Origin of the sequence: Parasphingopyxis algicola (genome assembly GCF_013378075.1) — a bacterium.
Taxonomy (GTDB): Bacteria; Pseudomonadota; Alphaproteobacteria; order Sphingomonadales; family Sphingomonadaceae; genus Parasphingopyxis; species Parasphingopyxis algicola.
In genome coordinates, this window is record NZ_CP051131.1 from 3,287,455 (window position 1) to 3,307,506 (window position 20,052).

General features: G+C 57.4%; 16 protein-coding genes. 3 read left to right on the forward strand and 13 right to left on the reverse strand.

Annotation, left to right across the window (positions count from 1 at the left end; genetic code table 11):
- The first annotated feature begins 4 nt into the window (after window positions 1-4).
- Together HFP57_RS16260 and HFP57_RS16265 are read left to right on the forward strand one after the other, a co-directional pair.
- Window positions 5-649 carry a TetR/AcrR family transcriptional regulator gene (locus HFP57_RS16260; RefSeq protein ID WP_176870764.1) on the forward strand — a complete coding sequence of 215 codons (645 nt, stop codon included), beginning with the start codon at window positions 5-7 and terminating at the stop codon, window positions 647-649.
- A 734-nt stretch (window positions 650-1,383) separates the two neighbouring features.
- Window positions 1,384-2,259, forward strand: coding sequence for an AraC family transcriptional regulator (locus HFP57_RS16265; protein WP_176870765.1), 876 nt, complete (start codon window positions 1,384-1,386; stop codon window positions 2,257-2,259).
- Between the two features lie 23 nt (window positions 2,260-2,282).
- Here the strand turns inward: HFP57_RS16265 and HFP57_RS16270 are convergent, their stop codons facing one another.
- From HFP57_RS16270 to HFP57_RS16330, 13 genes are all read right to left on the reverse strand, one after another.
- On the reverse strand, window positions 2,283-3,293 hold the full coding sequence (locus HFP57_RS16270; protein WP_176870766.1) for an SDR family NAD(P)-dependent oxidoreductase: 1,011 nt from the start codon (window positions 3,291-3,293) through the stop codon (window positions 2,283-2,285).
- A 176-nt stretch (window positions 3,294-3,469) separates the two neighbouring features.
- Complete coding sequence (locus tag HFP57_RS16275) at window positions 3,470-3,778, reverse strand: DUF1330 domain-containing protein (RefSeq protein ID WP_343045269.1); 309 nt, start codon at window positions 3,776-3,778, stop codon at window positions 3,470-3,472.
- Between the two features lie 15 nt (window positions 3,779-3,793).
- Complete coding sequence (locus HFP57_RS16280) at window positions 3,794-4,699, reverse strand: SDR family NAD(P)-dependent oxidoreductase (RefSeq protein ID WP_176870768.1); 906 nt, start codon at window positions 4,697-4,699, stop codon at window positions 3,794-3,796.
- Between the two features lie 971 nt (window positions 4,700-5,670).
- The gene (locus HFP57_RS16285) at window positions 5,671-6,960 is read right to left on the reverse strand and encodes an adenylate/guanylate cyclase domain-containing protein (protein WP_176870769.1); all 1,290 of its coding nucleotides are present in this window, start codon (window positions 6,958-6,960) and stop codon (window positions 5,671-5,673) included.
- Between the two features lie 22 nt (window positions 6,961-6,982).
- A complete protein-coding gene (locus HFP57_RS16290) occupies window positions 6,983-8,410 on the reverse strand; it encodes an efflux transporter outer membrane subunit (protein WP_176870770.1) in 1,428 nt (475 codons plus the stop codon).
- Window positions 8,407-11,472 (reverse strand): efflux RND transporter permease subunit, encoded by a 3,066-nt coding sequence (locus HFP57_RS16295; RefSeq protein ID WP_176870771.1) that lies wholly within the window; start codon window positions 11,470-11,472, stop codon window positions 8,407-8,409. Before HFP57_RS16295 ends, HFP57_RS16290 begins: the two co-directional genes overlap by 4 nt.
- Window positions 11,473-11,481: 9 nt before the next feature.
- Window positions 11,482-12,507 carry an efflux RND transporter periplasmic adaptor subunit gene (locus HFP57_RS16300; RefSeq protein WP_176870772.1) on the reverse strand — a complete coding sequence of 342 codons (1,026 nt, stop codon included), beginning with the start codon at window positions 12,505-12,507 and terminating at the stop codon, window positions 11,482-11,484.
- A gap of 592 nt (window positions 12,508-13,099) precedes the next feature.
- Window positions 13,100-14,383, reverse strand: a complete 1,284-nt coding sequence (locus tag HFP57_RS16305) for an NAD(P)/FAD-dependent oxidoreductase (RefSeq protein WP_176870773.1) — start codon at window positions 14,381-14,383, stop codon at window positions 13,100-13,102.
- 55 nt (window positions 14,384-14,438) lie between these two features.
- The gene (locus HFP57_RS16310) at window positions 14,439-14,888 is read right to left on the reverse strand and encodes an SRPBCC family protein (RefSeq protein ID WP_176870774.1); all 450 of its coding nucleotides are present in this window, start codon (window positions 14,886-14,888) and stop codon (window positions 14,439-14,441) included.
- Between the two features lie 15 nt (window positions 14,889-14,903).
- Window positions 14,904-15,911, reverse strand: a complete 1,008-nt coding sequence (locus HFP57_RS16315; protein ID WP_176870775.1) for an aromatic ring-hydroxylating oxygenase subunit alpha — start codon at window positions 15,909-15,911, stop codon at window positions 14,904-14,906.
- A gap of 23 nt (window positions 15,912-15,934) precedes the next feature.
- Window positions 15,935-16,432, reverse strand: a complete 498-nt coding sequence (locus HFP57_RS16320) for an SRPBCC family protein (protein ID WP_176870776.1) — start codon at window positions 16,430-16,432, stop codon at window positions 15,935-15,937.
- Entirely contained in the window at window positions 16,429-18,693 is a 2,265-nt protein-coding gene (locus tag HFP57_RS16325; protein ID WP_176870777.1) for a TonB-dependent receptor, read from the reverse strand. Before HFP57_RS16325 ends, HFP57_RS16320 begins: the two co-directional genes overlap by 4 nt.
- A gap of 183 nt (window positions 18,694-18,876) precedes the next feature.
- Window positions 18,877-19,503, reverse strand: coding sequence for a TetR/AcrR family transcriptional regulator (locus HFP57_RS16330; protein WP_176870778.1), 627 nt, complete (start codon window positions 19,501-19,503; stop codon window positions 18,877-18,879).
- Between the two features lie 132 nt (window positions 19,504-19,635).
- Between HFP57_RS16330 and HFP57_RS16335 the strand changes: the two genes are divergently transcribed.
- On the forward strand, window positions 19,636-20,022 hold the full coding sequence (locus HFP57_RS16335) for a RidA family protein (protein ID WP_176870779.1): 387 nt from the start codon (window positions 19,636-19,638) through the stop codon (window positions 20,020-20,022).
- Window positions 20,023-20,052: the final 30 nt, after the last annotated feature.

Below are 20,052 nucleotides of genomic sequence, written 5' to 3' on the forward strand. Positions count from 1 at the left end.
CAAGATGACCAGAATATCGCCACCACGAGTCGGCCGACCACCAAGTCGGGAAAAATATGAGGCGATACTCGACACCGCAAAACGGCTCTTGATCACCAAGGGGTTCTCGGACACGTCGATCGAGGGCATCGCTGAAAGCGCGGAGGTCTCGAAAGTCACCGTCTACAAGTGGTTCGGCAACAAGAACGCGGTCTATGAGGCCGTCGTCCGCCGCGAAGCCGACGCCATGCTCGATCAGATCCGGACTTACCGAGAGACTGCAGAGGAGCACGATCTGGCAGAAGCGCTGGAACATTTTGGCATGACATTGCTCGGCTACCTAACGCGGGAAGATTCGATCAAATTCGACAATATGATTGCCACGGAATGCGTGCGATCGCCGGAGCTCACCAGACATTTCTTCCTGGCTGGCCCGAAACCAATGCATGATGAACTCAAAGCGATATTATCGAGCAACGCTGCCCGGACTCAATTGGCGATTGCCGATATCGACCAGGCTGCCGGAGACCTGATCGGTCTCTGGAGAGGATTCGATGAGATCGAAGAACGGTTCGGCTGGAAGTCTCCGCCCAATTCGGCTCAAGTCGAAGCTCGGGTAAGCAGGGGTGTTAAAATCTTCCTGAAAATCTATCAGTCCGGCGTTGGTTAGGTCGAAAATGCCGTGCAGCCAAACATCCGATTTGGACTGAAAATCATTATACTGCAGCCACTCTGGGAATGAAAGGCGATGGGTAACAGTTGCCTTCAGTTATCGGCTAATTCTCGCCAAACGATGAGCCTGAACGAAAGGCCGCTTTTGGGGAAGCTACTGAATCGCTTTGAACGTCGCAGATTTGTCGGAAGCGGTCTCATCGTGAAGAAAAAGTTTGGCATGGTATCAAACATGGCATTCGATGAATTTCGACCGGAATAATCGTTTTATTTCAACAGCCTGTTTGTCTATTTCGAATCCCACCCTCGCCGCCAAAATTATCAAATAAGATCAATATCTTAAAGGAGTTTTTTTGCGGTTGATTGCCGGCCAAATTGCGAGCGATCCGCGCTAATCGGATGTCTGCCAGCTCCAGCATTATGTCCGCTTTGCGCCTAAAGCGGACATTCACGTTTTTCAGGCTCAACGTTCGCAGTTGGGTGGGGAGCGGACGGTCTGGTATCGCGAGCCGATCCTAAAAAGCTGATAACCGCTCCACGATGGGTTCGCTTTCGAGAAGGTTTTTGAGTCAGCACGTTGGCGTTATGTGCGATCGGTGAAGTTCGTAGGAGCATCAAAGTGCGGAAATGGCCGTGGTCGTCCTTCACTGGCTGCTCAGCGGCGAGTATCCAATGGGATCAGCACCAAGCGCTACAATTGTTTTCCACTCGCGGATCAACTAATGGAGTCTAATGCTCGAAGGTATCAAAAGCCGGGTCGATCAAATCTTTCGTGATCGAGCGGAAGACGGTGACTTCTTTGAGCTTTCGGAAGACGTGTTCTGCTTTCGCGAGCGCCAAACATCAGAACTGCGCAACACAATGTATGAGCCTGCGCTTTGTCTTATTGTTCAAGGCGCCAAACAGACTATCATTGACGGAGGAAAACTCGCCCTATCTGCAGGCGACACGGTGCTCATAAGCCATCATGTTCCCGTCCAGGCTCAGATCACCGAAGCGAGCGAGTCCTGCCCTTACACGGCCCTCATCGTGAGGCTAAATATGTCGATCATTCGCAGCCTGGTTGCGGAGATCGAGGAAATTACTGGTGGACTTGAGGATGTGCAGTCCGTCTCTTCGGAAAAGGCTGAATTAGCGCTTCTTGAAGCGATTGATCGATTGCTTGGTGTTTTAGAAAATTCGCTGGAGTCCCAGTTGCTGGGTCAAGCCGCATTAAAAGAAGTTCACCTTCGAGTGCTTCAGGCGTCGCATGGCGGAATGCTTCGAGCTTTGGGTTCGCCGAAAAGTCCGGCTAACAGAATTGCGCGGGCTATCGCCTTCATCAGAGACAATTACAAAAAGCCATGCCAGGTCAGAGACGTCGCCGCCGAAGCCGGCATGAGTGAAACGGCGTTCCACCAGCGATTCCGTGAAGTCACCGGTACGACGCCGAACAGATATCTGAAGCTCTTACGGCTTCAAGAGGCTCACAGCTTGCTCTCTATCGAGCGCGCATCAGTCACGCACGCAGCTCTTGAGGTTGGATACAAGAGCGTCAATCATTTCAGCCGTGACTATGCGAAGAATTTTGGAATGCCGCCGAAAGAGGCAAGAGCTGCTGCGAGCTAGTGCCCTTCCGGCGGCCTGCCAAGCTACGCGATCGTCCGAGAAAGCGACCCGTAGCTGACATCGAAGACCTCACCAGCAACTTTCGAAGTGCTGTCACCGGCAAAGAACAGAACGGCCTTGGCAACATCGATGGGCTCGAGATGCGCGACATTCAGCGTGCTTCCAGCCACGGCACCTTCCACCATCGCATCAAAACTCGGATTGGCTGCATCGGGCATCATCTTGCCAAGGATCACGGAATTGTTTGCAAGGGGGGTGTCGACAAGGCCCGGGGCGACCACATTGCAGAGGATGTTGGATTTGCCATACGTTACGGCAGCGGACTTCGCGAAGCCGATCATCGCCCATTTGGTCGAAGCGTAAACAGGAAAGAGTTCATTACCCATTCGACCGAGCGCGGATGAAATGAAGATCATGCGGCCCGAGTTTTGAGGCACCATGATGCGAGCGGCAGCCTGAGTGGTCTTGATCGCACCAGCGACGTTGATCTCGTAGACCGTGCTTACCTCGTCAGCGGAGAAATCGCGGATCGCTCCGGCCTGAGAGACACCAGCATTGACGACCACGATATCCAAACTCCCGAAGTTATCGACGGCCTGCTGCATCGCGCTGTCCAAAGCTGCCCGATCGCGAACGTCTCCTTTGATGCCGAGGCATCGAGCGCCAAGCGCTTCCACGCTCGTCTTGGCAGACTGCAGGTCCGCTTCGGACGACAGCGGGTATTGAACATGGGGCACATTGGGTGTTGCGATATCGAAGAGGACGATATCCGCTCCGGCCTTGGCCAGCTCCTCGGCTGATGCAAGGCCAATGCCGCGAGCGCCACCTGTGATAAAGGCCACTTTCCCCGACAGTTCGCGCCGGTCGCCAGCGCTGTCCGATGATTGAGCGGAAGCGCTGGTAGCACCAAGAACTGCAGGACCAGCTGCTGCGGCCGCGCCCACTGCGGCGGCAGCTAGAAGGCTCCGGCGGTCCGGATTCTCTGGACCGCCGTCTTGGGCTGTGCTTGCGAGATTTTGGTTCGAATTCGTCATGTTTACTCCTCGGAAAAATCAAACAGCTTGCGTTTGCGAGGCGCTAAGTAGCGCGGCTCAGAAATAGGCGCTTGCCTACAAATTCGAGATTCGTGCCAAATCCTCGCCATGTGTGCCTTCGCCCTCACGTCATCTTGGAGGGATTTGAGCGCGCAAATTCGCAGGAGATTTGGCTACTACTTCGTAGAATATGCGACTACGGTCACGTTAACCGCATCGCGTCGTATGGGTATGATGCTCTGATATGCTTGCGACTCGTGCCAGGCATTCAGCGATTGCATGTCCGGGAACTGGACAACAACGCACTCGTCGTAGTCGATCTCGCCAGCGAGCACGCTCTCCATCTTGCCCCAAAGCAGGCGCTCCCCGCCGTGCGGGATGAGACTAGCTTCGGCCTTTGCGACATAATCGTCGAACTTGTCTTTGTCCTTCACGGACCATGTGGAAATGAAAAAGCCGTCACTTGGGCCTCCTCTTTGAAAGATAGGTGCTGAATTGAGTTACAGACGAGCGCGAAGGCGATTTACGAGAAGGTCATCCTTCAGGATCACGTCTTTCATCGACAGCAATTCTTCGACATCCCAGTTGGCACTCAGATATCGACCGGCAGCCCAGTCAGCCTGACCAGAAGAAAGCCAGACCGCGAAAGCCGCTGCGAGTTCGGGTGGGTCAGTCAGATATTCATGCATGTAATCAGGCATACTCTTGCCGATTTCAGTGGCTACGCCGCCCGGGTGCATAGCGAAGCACTTAACACCCTCCGCACCGTGGTCACTTTGAACGAACTCACAGAGCCGATTGATTGCATGTTTTGAGGTCTGATAATCTGATGCGCCGTCCACCAGCAACTGCGCGCCAACCGACGATACCAGGAGAAGGTGTCCGCCTCGCGACCCTTCACCACTGGACCTAGCGGCTGATTCTATCAGGTAAGGCAGGCAGTGGCGAGCGACGTGATAAGCGCCCCTGACATTCACTTCGAATGTGGTCCACCAGCTTTCGGGATCAGAAATCGCGAGCTTCTTCCATGGACCCAAAGCACCAGCATTGGCATCAGCGACGTCAATGCCTCCGAACTTCTCGACGCACTCGTTGACCGCATCGGAAACCTGCATCGGATCGGTCACGTCAATGCTCAAATACGCGAACTCAGTGTTCGGGTTGGCTTCCTCAACCGCCTCGCGCGTTTCATTCAGACCTTGATCGGATCGAGCCGTCGCATAGATCGCCTTCGCACCGGCAGCTGCAAAAGCAGCAGCAGTCGCGCGTCCGATCCCACGCGACGCACCCGTAATGAAGAGTACTTTGCCCGCCGCTGCCGCCTTGAGCGCGCCCTGCGGATCGATCGCTTCGTACACTGCGTGTTGCGAGGTCAGGTCCAGTTCCTGTCTTGCGATCGACGACATTTGCGTCCTCCAGTCCAGCTCATTTAAGGCAATCAACCCAAAAATGCGTTTCGTGTGAAACTTCAGAGTCGTATATGCCTTAGCAGCGAAGGGAATGGTGTGACGTGCCAGTTTCTCCTAGAAATATGCCTTTATCTGCATCGCTGGGTAAGTTTGGCTTCATTCGCAAAAAATTGTGAATGAGCGCATTCGAAATGATTGAGAACATGAGGAACTGTGCAATCGAAGCAATGGGCCGGGACGAACGAGGCGGCAATTGCTATTTCTATTCCGATCGTATCTTTTGCTTATAAAGGATCGATACGTCCGAATTGCGCGATACGATTTATGAAACAGCGTGCTGCATGATATTGCAGGCGAGCAATCGAACGATAATAGACGGCCGCGCTTTGGATCTTTTCCAAGCATAATGTCCTATTCAGCCATTATGTGTCTGTTCAGGCGCAAACTCCATTCGCACTCAATGAACAGGGTGAATTCGCGGCGAAAACACTCGTGAAAGAGCTCGAAAGCGAACGGCAAAGGGCTGACGGTGTGATCGTCTGGGATCTAGTGCTTCTTACAGCAGCGAAAGTAGAATGACCGCTTTCGAGGATCCTGCGTAGCCTTCGAAACATCCGCTATTGGGTCGGAAGCGGTCATTCTTAAGATCGCCACTGAATGTCCGCTTTCGGCCAAATAGCGGACCGTCAGGAAAAGGCCTGGGCGCTCTCATTGTGAAGAAAAAGTTCGACATGGTATTAAACATGGTATCTAGTCGATTAGAGGAAGAAAAATCATTTTACTTCAGTAGCTTGATTGCTAGTTACGAATCCCACCCTCTCCGCCAGATTATTAAGTAAAATAAGTATGTTAATGGGAATCTTTGCGGTTGATCACCGGCCAAGTTGCGAGTGATCCGCACTAGCCGCATGTCCGTCAGCCCCAGTATTATGTTTGCTTTGCAACCCATTATCGACGTTCCGTTCGTCCTATCTCAATGCGAAAAGCGAAGTCGGCGACGAACTGCCTCGTAGCGTAATTTCGCCGAGCGAACGCCATTCGGCGGCATCGATCTGGTTGATTGCGCTATCAAGTGCCGTCTTGGAAACGACAATCGCGGCGTCATGCTCTTTGGCGATAGATTCAATCCGCGAGGCTTCGTTGACCGGCGGGCCGATTACGCTGAACTCCAGCCGGTTATCGTCGCCGATGGCGCCAACCATGACTCCGCCGGCGTGGATCGCAACAACCACGCGCACGGGTTCGAGCTGGCGGGCCTCCCGCAGGCTGTTCCAGGCCTCAAGCTCCGCCAATGCTTCGCGACCTGACCTAATGGCTTCGATTGATGCTGAAGCAAGATCGGTATTCAGGCCGAACACGATGAGCGCGCCATCGCCGATAAACTTGTCGACTACGCCGCCATGGGCTGCGGCGACCTTGTTCACACGCGCGCGATATTCGCTGAGGAAGGCGCTGAGCTCTCGCGGTGTCATCGTCTCCGAGAGCGCCGTGAAGCCGCGAATGTCGACGAACATGATGACAAGCTCGGCAAGCCGCCCGGCCCGCATCTGCTCGATGTCCGTATCGGTCATATGATTCGATAGTTCGTCGGGCAGGAAGCGTTTCTGGTTGGCGCGGATTTCCGCCTCTTCGGCAATGTCGGCCAACAGCCTGCGGCCGCGCCACACGGAGAGGGCGGCTATACCCACGACCAGCAGCAACATGATCACCCGGATGAAATTCGGAATACCGGCATAGTTGGCCGCCAGATATCGCATCGTTTTGGGGTCGGGCACGGTTCGCGACCCCGGATCGAAAAGCAGCAGCGCGACAACTGCGGCTATAAGGATGGCGGACATTGAAATCTGGAAAACGAGCCGGTAACGCAATGTTTGCAGGACGAGGAACACGGCCAGCAGATATCCTGCGGGCGAGGCGAGTGCGGCCAGCGAACTTGCCCCTGTCATCACAAGGTCGAAATATATGTTGAGCGCGATCAGCACGACCTCCGCCCCGGCGAGCAGCCAGGCCAGCCACGTTCGGTAGAGACCGAGCTTGACGATGGCGAGCGACAAAAGACCGAGGCCGAAATATGCGACCAGCACGGATATCGAGAGATAGACTTCGCGCAACACACGCGGATCGTCGGGCAATCCGTCGCGCTGGATCAGGAAAGCCGCTGCGAGTCCCAATATGGCGGCTACCAGCATACGGGCGATGCCGATCAGCGCCTCTGCTTCGATTTCGGCGGAACGGAAGAGGCGATCATAGTGCGTCATGCGCAAGGTCTCGCCGCCAGCACTATTCGCGCTCGGCAATGGCATCGGCGGTTCGCCAATCGCCGCCCAGGGCGAGGCTGAGATCGATATATTGGGTCAGTACGGCGCGCTGGATCGCGACGAGGCTGCTGCGCGTGCCGAAAACGCGCTGCTGGATGTTCAGCACGTCGATCAACTCATTCTCGCCCTCATCGAACCGCAGCTGCGCGATATAGAGCGCGCGGTCCGACGCCCGGTCGGAGGCGATGAGCGCCGCGCGGCGCTGGCGGAGGACTTGGCCGGCATCGAGCAGACCTTCGACTTCGGAAAATGCGTTGAGAGCTAGGTCCGCATAGTTGGCGATCGCCTCTTCCTGCGCGGCCGTTGCGATATCGACCTGCGCCTGTCGCCGCCCGCCATCGAAAATCGGCGCCAGCAGGTTGGACGCGAGCCGCCAGACGACATTCACCGGATCGAGTAGATCGGACAGCTCGTTCGATGCGCCGCCGAGCGAGCCGGTCAGGCTGATCTGGGGCAGCCGCGCGGCTTGCGCCTGATCGACACCGGCTATGGCCGATGCGATGCGGCGTTCGGCGGCGATGATATCCGGTCGGCGTTCGAGCAACTGCGAAGGAATGCCGGGTTCGGGCGGCGCCGGCTCGCGCGGCAGCGTGGCGGCAAATTCGAGTTCGGTCGCCGGGTAACGACCAAGCAGCACTTCGAATGCGCGGATCGCATCGCGCTCGCCAAGTTGTGCGCTAAGCAGCGAATCGCGGGCGGTTTCCAGATCGGTGCGCGCCAGTGCGGCATCCTGCGCATTGGCATAGCCATTGGCGAACCGGACCCGGACGATCCGGTCTATTTCGGTCAAAGCATCGACAATGTCTTGGGCAACGCCGACCTGCAGCCCGGCCTCCAGGGTGATGAAATAGGCCCGCGCCACGGCGGCGGCGAGGGAGTGTTGCGCAAAACGATAATCGGCTTCCAGTGCGCGGGCGCTTTGCCGGGCGGCCTCGACATCGGAGCGCACCCGGCCCCAGACATCGACTTCCCAACTCGCCTGCGCGCCGAGTGTCAGTGCCGTGTTTGTCGGCCCACCTTCAAGCGGGCCGCTGCGCGCGGCGCTCGCCGTGCCGTCAAGCGAAGGATAGAGCTGCGATCGGGACTGGCGGAGCAGCGCATAGGCGCGGTCGACGGCGGCCGCTGTGGCGCGCAGGCTGCGATTGTTCGCCTGCGCTTCGACGACCAGCGCCGAAAGAACCGGATCGTCGAACGCATCGATCCAGCCGATATGGACGGTGCCCACGCTTTCCCGCGCCATCGCCCATCGCTGGGGGACGGGCGGGAGGCTGGTATCGGCCAACCTGCTCGTCTCGCCGCTCGTATTGCTGAAGCTCGCGCAACCCGAAATCGCCAGGCCGAGGACCAGTCCGGCCGGCAGAAGCGTCGCGCGTGTCGTCCGGCGTATCATGTCGCGTCTCCCGCCGCTGTCTCGTCCGTGCCGATCCGGAAGAACAGCAGATACAGAACGGGCACGATGACGAGAGTGAGGATAGTGGCGAAGCTGAGACCGAACACCAGCACGACGGCCATGGAGCGGAAGAAGGCGTCTCCGAAGAGCGGCATGACGCCGAGCACCGTGGTGATCGCGCCCATAGCGACAGGACGCACGCGGCTCGCCGCTGAATCGATCACGGCGTCGAAACGCGGTTTGCCCTCGCCGATTTCCAAGTCCATTTGGTCTACCAGAACGATGGCGTTCTTGATGAGTAGGCCCGAGAGCGACAGCACGCCGAGAATGGCCATGAACTCCATCGCCGAATTGGTGAGCAGCAAGCCGATCACGACGCCGATAATCGCCAGTGGGACGACCAGCCAGATGATGAGCGGCTGGCGTAGGGCGTTGAAGAGCAGCACGACAACCAGCACCATGGCGAGAAAGCCGATCGGTAATGTACTGGCGAGATTTTCGTTGGCCTCTGTGCTGCTGCCATATTCGCCTTGCCATGTAAGCGTATAGCCCGGCGGCAGGGTGATATTCTCAACGGCCGGACGCACTCTTTCCAGCGCCACCGATGCCAGTTCGCCGGGCAAGGGGTCAGCCTGCGCCCGGATCGTCCAGACCCGGTCGATGCGGCGCAATATCGCATCGCGCCAGACTGTTTCGAACCCACTCACCGTTTCGATCAGCGGCACCGTTCCCCCGGTCACCTGGCTCGGTATCTGGACGCTCGCGATACTTTGCACGTCCCGCCGTTCGCCAATTGGCGCACGGGCGACGATGGGGATCAGCGTGTCACCCTCGCGATACACGCCGACATTGCGGCCCGAGAAATTGGTGCGCAGGGCATTGGCCAGATCCTCGCGGGATATCCCCAGCCGCCGGCTTCGTGCTTCCGAATAGATCGGCTCGATCACGCTGATGCGTTGCCGCCAGTCGTTCTTGATGGCGGTCAATCCGCCGTCAGTGGCGAAAATCTCTTCGGCTTCCGATGACAGCTGGCGCAACACGGCGGGATCGGGACCGGAAAACTCCGCTTCGATCTTGGAGCCGCCACCCGGGCCCAGCTGGAATTGCCAGACCTTGGCCTGCGCGTCAGGATAATTATCGTTGATATGGTTTTGGATCGCCGGCACCAGCTCTCCGATCCGGTCATAATCGACCTGCAAGAGCAGCTGGCCGTAAGACGAGTTCGTGCTTTCAGGCGGATAGACGAGCATGTAACGCAGCGCGCCCTGGCCAATAAGCGTATTCACGCCCTCGACGCCCTCCATCGCGCTGACCTCTTCTTCCAGCTGCGTCACATCTTCGAAAGTGCGCTCGAAATCGGTTCCCTGCGGCAGCCAGACATCGACGACAAGTTGGGGCGTCGTCGAGGCCGGGAAAAAGCCGGATTTCACGAAGCCGAAGCCGGCAACCGAAAGCAGGAACAGTCCGACAGCCGCGCCCACCGCAAGCCAGGGCCGCCCCAGTACGTCGCGCAGGAAATCCTTGTAGCGCGTCATGAAGCGATGCTCGGTCTGCTCCTCGATCGCGTCTGCATCCACCTCCTTGAACAGCATATCGGCGAGCAATGGTACGGCGGTGATCGCGAAGACCCAGCTGAACAGCAGCGATATCAGAACCACCCAGAAGAGATGACCGGTAAATTCGGCCGTGGAGCCGGGCGCGAAGCCGATCGGCCCGAAGGCGATAATCCCGACCAGCGTGCCGCCCAGCAGCGGCCATTTGCTCCGCGCGACGACCTCTTTGGCGATATCGAGTTTCTTCCTTCCCTGCTGGATGGCGACGAGAATCCCTTCGGTCACAACGATAGCGTTATCGACAAGCATGCCGAGCGCGATGATCAGTGCGCCCAGCGAAATCCGGTGCATCGGGATTCCGGAGAGATACATGGTGGCGAGCGTCGCCGAGATGGTGAGCACCAGAACTCCGCCGATAATGAGGGCCGAGCGCAAACCCATGAAGAAATAGAGCGTGATCAGCACGATCGCGAGTGCCATTACGACATTGATCGCGAAGGCCTGAACGGCGGCATCCGTCACCTTGCCCTGATGATAATATTCATGGACTTCAATGCCGAGCGGACGCCGGCTTTCGGCCTCGGCCAGCGCCGCGTCGATGGCTTCGCCCATGGCGACGACATTGGCGCCCGACACATTGGATATGCCGATCCCGATGGCCGGCTCGCCATTATAGCGATTGAGGAAGGTTGGCGGATCGACATAGTCGCGGCGGACCGTCGCCACATCGCGCAGGAAGATTACGGTGTCGGCTTCGGGCGTGGAAACGACGATATTCTCGATAGCGGCGACCGAGCCGACCTCTCCGGTCGGCTGGATCAGGACACGCCGGTCGCCGATCCGCACATCGCCGGCCGAGATAACAGAGTTTTGCTGCGCGAGATCGTTATAGACTTGGTCGACCGATACGCCGAGCGCGGAGGCGCGCTCGCGCGATATCTCGACATAGATGGCTTCCTGCTGTTGGCCCTGGATCGCAACCTTCGCAACGCCGTCGACAGCCAGCAGATCGGTGCGCAGGTCGCGCGCATATTCATAGAGCTCGCGCGGCGTATAGCCGTCCCCAGTGATCAGATAGTAGATGCCGTAGACATCGCCGAAATCGTCGTTGACGATGGATTCCTGGGCTCCAGGCGGTAGCGAGCCCTGCGCATCGCGCACACGATTTCTGAGCTTGGTCCATACGAGCTGGAGAGCGTCACGCGTGGTTGAGTCGCCATATTTGACCTCGACGGTAATCCGCGAAAGCCCGTCGGACGAAACCGAGCGGACCTCTTCGACTTCCGCCATCTGCTGGATGGCGCTTTCGAGCGGCTCGGTGACTTCATTCGCAACCTCTTCGGGCGTCGCCCCCGGATATTGGGTGATGACGACGGCTTCGCGGATCGTAAACTCGGGGTCCTCGAAGCGCGGCATATTGCCATAGGCTATCCAGCCGCCGACCAGCACGCCGATAATCACGATGAAGCTGATCAGGCGGTTCTTTATGGAAAATTCTGCCGGCCCCATATCTGTGCCCTATTCTTCGTAGGGCCTGATCCGCATACCCTCATGCAGATAGGAGGCACCGGCACCGACGATCGTATCGCCTTCGCTAAGGCCATTGGTGATCGTCAGCACCTCGCCATTGGCAGACCGCGTTGTAACGTTCCGCCGCGATACGGTCATATTCTCCTCGTCGACCATCCAGACATAGCGATCGTCGCCGTCCGAAAGGATGGCCGCCAGCGGCACGGATATGCCCTCATCGTCGATATCGGCCGTTTCCAGCGACAGGCGCGTCCGGATCGTCCCGGTCATGCCGGGCAGGATCAGGACGCCCGATGGCGGCTGGAAATTGAACCTTACCTCGAACGTCTGGGTCGACGGGTCGGCCTGGGTCGATGTCGAATAGATCGAAACCGGAATGCTGACCTCAGGAGCCGCGTCCAGCGTCAGCACGCTTTCGAGCGGCTGAATCTGACCCGAATTTGCGACCAGAGTAGCCGGAACTTGTACCACGGCATGCGCTCTGCCCTGCGTTTGCAGCGTCACGATTTCCTGTTGCGCGCCGATATTCTCGAACCGCTCGACATAGGTCCGGGCGATGACGCCGGAGAAGGGCGCACGCAGCGCCGTATCGCCCATCCGGACACGTGCCGTATCGAGCTGTGCGCGTGCGACTTCGCGAGCGGTGCGGCGCTGTTCATATACGTTTTGCGCAATCGCATCCTCGGCCACGAGCCGGGCCGCGCGCTGATACTCGGCCTCGGCATTGTTGAACTCGGCCCGCGCCGTGGCGAGATCGTTTTGATAGGTGCGTGGATCGAGCCGCGCGATTACCTGCCCTTGGCGAACATTGTCGCCCTCGCGCACGAGCAATTGCTGCAGCGTACCACTAATCTCGAACGTAAGATCGGACGAGCGCGCCGCCTCTATAACAGCCGGCAGGTTCTGCGTACGAATATCGTCGCTCGTCGAAACCTCGATCAGCTTTACCGGGCGAGCCGGCGGTTCAGTCTCTTCACCGCCACCACCCGAACAAGCCGAAATCAGCAAAGCCACCGCGAAAGGTATCCAACGAAAACTCGATCGCCTTCCCCCTGCAAAATTTCCGCGATAGCGCCGAGTCATGCACTGATCGATATTCTAACTGTGCAACAGAAGCGAGCCCCCAATCTGCACTCAACTGGCGATGTTCTGATCTTATGCAAGCGGTTTTAGCCGCGCTGGATCAGCTACGATGAGATACCCGCTTTCGGCCAATAGCGGGCAGATTGCAGTAGCCTCAAAGCAGTCTCGTAATGAAGAAAAAGTTCGACATGGTATCAGATATGGCATTCGATTGAATTTATCGGGTAAAGTTATTATATTTCAGTAACTTGACTCGTTATTGTGAATTCCACCCTCTCCGCCAAAAATTATTTAATAAAATCAATATCTTAGGTTTTATATGCTCAATGCTTCGCGGCGATTCACCAGCGGATAAATCAGATTGCTGATCCGGATCAGTCACGGGCTGCCGAATGAACTGAGCACGACCGACCAATCGGGCTATCTGCCAGCTCAGCATATGCATGCTTTGCGCCCATTGCCGACAATCCGATCAGCCACTTGCACCCCAAAAATGGCCAGTATGTTGAGTACATCGCGATACTCAACCAAAAACGGGAGCGATGATTTTCCGTGTGATCCAGGGAATCATCCGCCGTGCGCAGATGCGCGGTGGACGCGTTATCGGAACCGCACAGCTTTCAAGATCGTCGTGGCCGATCGCTTTGGCGAGCTCTTTCCCCAAACCGAACGCCGCAATCGATCCGCTTCCGGAATATCCGAGCGGCGCGAGTAACCCCGGTGCCAATTCCAGAATCTGGACGACGCGACCCGGCACAACGTCCAGATAGCCGCTCCAGGCATGGTCCCATTCCGGCAAAGGCATGTCGGGATAATAGGCCTTGAGATGCCTCTCGAACCGGCTCGCAAGTTCGGTAAAGGATTGGTTGCTATTTGATGGATAAAGCATCGATCCGACGAGCCGGCCTGCGCCATCCTGCATGAGCCAGAAAAGCCGGAGCGGATGATTGCTGGCGATTGGCAATGCGCCCGTCATCAGCATGTTCGCAATCTCCGGCGCCGGTTTGGATGCGAAGACCATGAGCGGTATCTTGTACTGGCTGGCGGTCAGCTTGACGAAGGGATCGTCGCTATAAGCGCCCGTCGCGGCGATCGCGTAGCGCGCTTTCACCGAGCCCTCGCGCGATCTCACGCGCCAAAAACCGTTTTCCCGAGCAATCTCGGTAACGGCCGATCTTTCGTAAACTCCGGCACCGGCTCCGACGGCAAGTGAGGCCATCCCGCGGCAATAATTGACAGGGTTGAGTGTGCCGGCGTTGCGATAGATCGCCGCGTCGGAAAAGGCAGACGTTCCGGTCAGCGCAGAGACGTTTTCCGGCGAAACCTCGTCGATCGAAATGCCGAAGCGCCGCCATTGATCGGCGATCATGTGAAGCCGTTTGGCCAGCGCAGCGGACGGCGCGCACATTGCGACACCCGATTTCCGGAACTCGGGATCCAGCCGGTGCTCTTCGACGAACAGCGGAAATTCTCTGGAAGCGTCCGCAATCATCTGATTGAGCCGCCGACCTTTTTCCTTGCCGAGCACGCGCTCTACATCGTCAGGGCCGGGTCCTGGCCAGCCGGGTATCCAGCCCGCCGCGTTGCGCCCCGACGCGCCAGCTGCGATGCAGCCCCGCTCGAGGAGGGCCACCGACTTCCCTGCTTTGGCCAAATGATATGCCGCGGATAAACCGGTATATCCGCCTCCGATAACAACAACATCGGCGTCGATATCCCCGGCAAGGGGATCAGCGGCAAACTGCACGGACGCAGTGGTCGTCCATAAAGGCGTGGATCTGACAGGATCAGTCGAAAGGCTGTTCACGCGCTGCCCTCCGGATTGTCGGCCGTATCGCCGGCTTGGACATCGCGGTCACGTGTCAGCTCGCCGGTTCGGCCAGATATTCCCGAATGCGCGCGACATCCATCAGGCAATGGGTGATGAAGATATTGCGGCACTCTTCGTCCGAAATGTCGACCGGTGTTATGTCCACGGTGAATTTTATCGCGCAGGCATCGGGGCCACAGGGCGTCACCCTGATCTCGCCCTTATAGTCGGTCCATGGCAGTGGACCGTTGTCCGGCATGCAATATTCGTAGAACATCCTGTCCGTATCGATCGAAACAAGCTCCTCGGCGATGAAACCGCCGCCGAGCCGCTCCTTGTTGACTTCGAATATCCGCCGCGCGCCGACACCGTCTCCTTCGAAACGAACATTTTCCATCTGGCCCGGTATCGGCATCAAGGCTTCGCAGCCTTTCCAGTTGACCAGCGCCCAGACCTTGCTGGCCGGCGCCTCAATGCGCTTGGCGATAATTGCCTGAACCATTGGCCTTGCAACCTCCTATTTGATGAACGGTCCGGATGCGTGACTACGCGGATAGGCGCGCAGGAATTTCAGATACCGGCTAAGCGTCGTATCGCCTTTGGTCAGGGTTCCGGGCCGATAATGTATGGTGTTCAATATGTCGCTGTCTTCGCCGACCGTGCGGTGCATCAGCGCTTCGGCTGTTTCGAAACGCTCCTCCACGAGACTTTCGTCCTCGACATTTTCCAATGCGAGAACCGCAAATACCTCATGTTTGCCAACGACCGGCAATCCAAAGCCGACCAGTCCACCGATCCAGAAATCGCCATAGGGGCCTTCCTGCCAAAAGAGCGATGTTCCGCGAATACCGAGTGTCCATTCAATCGGAATACCCTTTTGATGCGCGGCGATGATCTTGTAGCGAAAACCCCAGTCGTCCCAATCAACGTTCGCATGCGGGTCGTCGATCGCAAATTGCGCACCATGGACCGCCTTGAAATGCTGCATGTCCGGCGTGTTCGCCGCAAAGACCCAGGGATCGCAGTTGAAATAGTCCGGGAACCGGTATGACCGGAACGTGATCTTGTCGTCCGGCACTTCGAATTCGGGTATGTTCCAATGCGGCTTTTCGCCGTTGAACACCCATATGATTCCGTAACATTCCTGGGTCGGAAATTTGAACAGCCGCGCCTTTTTCGGCGCAGGATCGCCGATAAAAGTCTTCACGCATGTTCCCGAGCCGTCATATTCCCAAAGGTGGAAGGCACATTGGACGTTATTGCCCACCACGGCGCCAACGCTGAGATCGGCGCCGACATGAGGGCAATAGGCGCTCATCGCGCGAGCAACGCCATCCTCGCCGCGGAAAATGATGATCTTGCCGTCGAGGAATGTTTCGCCCCTGATCTGACCGGCTTGCACTTCCGAAGACAGGCAGACCGGGTACCAGGATTCCGCAAAGACCCCGTTCTCGCCTTCCGCCGGCAGCAAGGTGCCCAGCCGCGTGTCCGGATTGCCGTTTGGCAACTCAATCTCACTGCGCACGGCCGGGGATGATGTTGATTGCGTCACGGGCAGTCCTTTCTGGCTTCTGAAGACGGGTTATCTGCCGGCTCGTCTTTTACGAGGCGCCGCATATTGCCTTCTAACACATTGAGAATAGCGAGCGATCGCTGTCTGAATTCTTCGGCATCGCCAGCCGGTGCGGTGTAGCGGTTCGTCCAGATCACCGATGTCGAACGAGGCCCGGTCGGTATCGCGTGCGCGGACCCATAATAGTCGTCGAAGGGCATCGGTCCATAATCGAGGATTTCATAAGCATAGTAACAGCCGCTCTCGTCTCGCGCGGCTTGTCGCTCGACGATGGTGCCGCCGCCAAATTCCTCGGCGATATGCAGGGTCCGGACGGCGCCGACCTCATTGCCATCGCCAACAAGTTCACGCACGAAGCCCTTACCCAATTCGGAGTGCGCGAAGTCTCCCAAAATCGCCCACACGCGATCGACCGGTGCATCTATGATATGGGTTGCGTGGAGGAAAACCTGCTCTCGCATCCCGATGCTCAAAACCTCGCGCTTACACTCACGCCCCATTCGCGGGGGCGGCCATAGCTGACATCGGTGGTACCGAGCGTGTCGGCCTGGCTCAGGCCATTGGTAATGTAGAGTTCGTCGCCGATGTTGGTCCCGAAAACGGCCAGCTCCCAACTTTCGTCCGACGGCCCAAAGGCAAGGCGGGCATTGAAAACACCATAGCCCGATTGTTCGAGCAGCGGATTGTTGTCGGCGACGTGCTGGACGGTGGATCGGTAGGCGTAGTCGCCACGTATTGTGAGTTGCCAATCGTCTGAGAGGTCCGCTGTATATTCGGCACCGAGCGAAAGGCTCCACTCCGGCGTTTTGACGAGATCATCGCTCAAGGTGATCGTATTGACGCTGGCGTCCAGCTGCCGGTACTCCGCGTCGAGATAGCCGAGGCCGGCATCGAAGCGCAGACCCGGAACAGGCATTGCCGTCAACTCCAACTCAAAGCCCATGATCCGTGCTTTGCCGGCGTTTTCTACCAGGGCGACGATCCCACCTTGCGGATCCGAGGTGATGCTCAACAGCTGCAAGTTGGAATAGTCGCTGTAAAACGCAGCGCCGTTGAGAATGACGCGGCGGTCGGCGAACATCGAGTTGAAACCCAGCTCATAGGTCCAGACGAATTCCGGGGCGAAGGGCGTTCGCGCGACAAATTCGGTGGTTGGCCGACCGTTGAAGCCACCCGATTTGAACCCGCGCGCCACCGACGCATAGGTCATCAGATCGTCCGACCAATCATATTCGACGCCGATTCTGGGTGTCCATGCGTTCCAGCTATCTCCGGTTTCCACGTCGTGCGTCGTCACGCCGGCCGAAAGGCGATCGAAGCGGGAATCGAAATCTTTCTCGTCCGATGTGTATCGCAAGCCGCCGGAAACGCTGAGCCGGTCAGTGATGTCGAAGCTGAAATGGCCATAAGCCGAATAGCTGTCATTGTTGATCCGGGATGTGAGCAGCCCGTCGAAATCAAGCGCCGGGTGGATCGGATTCCCCGCGCCACCAAGACCTGGGATGATCCCCGGCGGCAGTGCTTCCAGCGCGTCGAAAAGCCCCGGTGCGAAGACGACTCGATATTGATCGAAACCGCTTTCATGGAAATACATCGCGCCGACGATCCAATCGAGCCGATCGTCGATGGCCGTGCCCGATATCTGCAATTCTTGCGAGAACTGTTCCTGTTCGTCGAGAACCGACTGCTCGAAATATCGGATCGGTGAATGGTCAGAGTCTGCCCCAAATACCGCATCCTGCTCCCGATAGGCGGTTATCGACTTGATCGTGACAGCGCCGAGCTCGAGGGTAGCCGTGGAGGAAATGCCCCACAGGTCCAGATCGCTCTGATTGAACCCCGTACCGAAGCTGACGAACGGATCGCTTGAGATGAACCGGTCATCGTAAATCGTCCCCAGTGCCGGCGCGACAAGCCCGTTATAGAGCCCGATGAGGCTGCCGGACTGATCGACATCGATCAGCGTATTGGCGATGCTGTCCTCGCGCTTTCGCGTATAATCGGCGGCGACAAGAATATCGAAATTGGGAGAGGGCTTCCAAAGCAGCTGTCCGCGCAATCCTGTTGAATTGATGCCGCCCAGTCTCGTCCCGTCATTGACACGCCGGACGTAGCCATCCCGATCCCGCGATGAAAAGGCGACGCTCGCGAGCAGAGTGTCCGTGACAAGCGGAAGGTTCACCGAACCACCAATGTCCACACGATCGAAAGATCCATATGTTGCGGAAACCCGACCGCCAAACTCCGGTTGCGGACGCCGCGTGACGATATTCACCGCACCGCCGACACTGTTCTTTCCGAAGAGCGTTCCTTGGGGTCCGCGAAGAACCTCTACCCGTTCGAGATCGACCAGATCCATGATCGAGCCGATCGAGCGCGGCAGATACACGCCATCGACATAGATGCCGACGCCGGGCTCGGTCGTGAACAGGAAATCGGCCTGGCCAATGCCGCGGATGTAGATCTGCGACGACGTGCTGCCGCCTGTGTTGCCAGTGCCTTGGTCGAAAACGAGGTTCGGCGTGAAATCGCCGATACCTGAGAGGTTGGAAATGCCGCGGTCGACCAGTGCGTCCGCATCGAATGTCGTTATCGAAATCGGCGTTTCCTGAAGCGTTTCCTCGCGCCTGCGCGCGGTAACGACAATCGCGCCAAATCCGCTTTGGGCTTGTGTACCATCGGCTTCTGCTTGCGCCTGGAGCGGCTGGGCAAAAGCGGCCAGCGGCCCCAGCATCGCTGCATGCAGGAGAAGCCGTTTTCTTGCTCGTCCATAACCCATCATCGCCACCCCATTTTAGATCGTCGATCGAGCGCCGACGAATCAGAATATCTGTGGCTAGATTATATTTTTATATAATTATGTCAAATATTATATTTTTGCACGTTGATCGAAAGACTGGCCGGTGTTCGGACGCGGTTACTCCGTATCTTGAGTTTCCCAGCATTCGAACATCACACGCAATCTGCGCTGCATGTTCACGATCATCTCCTCGTAATGCATCTCGCCTCGGGCGGCCAAATAGTCCTCGAAATGCGAAATCAGGAGCATGTACAAGAGCGCCACGACATCATCGAAATCCAGTGAATCCGGGAAAACACCCTGTTCTGCGAGCTTTTCAAGAAGCTCTCGCAATTGACGTTTCTTTACGCGCTCAAACGCGGTTTTGATATCGTCCAGGGCTGAGTCGGCACGATCCGTCGAATAGGCATCGAAGGCAGCCAGGATGTTGAGCGATTTCCAGTCATCGCTAAAGCGATACGCCTCGAAAATGGCGGCAACGGCATCCACTCCCCTTTTTGGCGGGCTCGCAATGATACGTGCGGCTTTCTCTTCCATATGATCGACAATTGGCAGCATCAGGGCGCTTAAAACCCCACCCTTTGAGCCAAAATAGGAATAGAGGGTACCGACGCTCACATCGGCCGCTCCGGCGATCTCGTCGATCGTCGTCTGGCTATATCCATTTTTCCGAATTAGCGCTTCCGCCGCCGATAATATGGTCTGGCGGCGCTTCTGCTTGGAACGCTCACGAAGCCCGGTCACGATTATCTCCTGTCGGTTGCCCCTTACCAGAGGCGGGGGCAGTCACGAAAGCCCAAAATCATAAATGAAATATTCTTATTGCGATTCTATTTATAGAATTATAATAGGAATGTTTCATTTGGAGGGTGGCACATGCATTTGGAACGCGTTCATGTCTCAGACGATGCAGAGAGACAATTGGGATTTTCGCAGGCGGTCAAGGTTGGCGAGACCCTCTGGGTTTCCGGGGCGGTAAGCTGGGATGAAAACCTGAATCCGCTCCACGTCGGCGACATGGTCGGCCAGATGCGCCAGATATACGGCGCATTGGGCGAACTGCTCAAGCGCTTCGATCGGGGCATGGATGCGATCGTCAAAGAGACGGTCTTTGCGACCGATCTCGATCTAGCGTTAAAGAACACGGAAGTTCGTCGCGATTTTTTCCCCGACGACAAGTTTCCCGCCTCGACCTGGGTCGAGGTTAAGCGGCTGGCCCATCCGGACCTTCTGCTTGAGGTCGAGATCGTCGCCCAGCTCTGAGCGTCAAGACCAACCGGCATTTCCATTCCC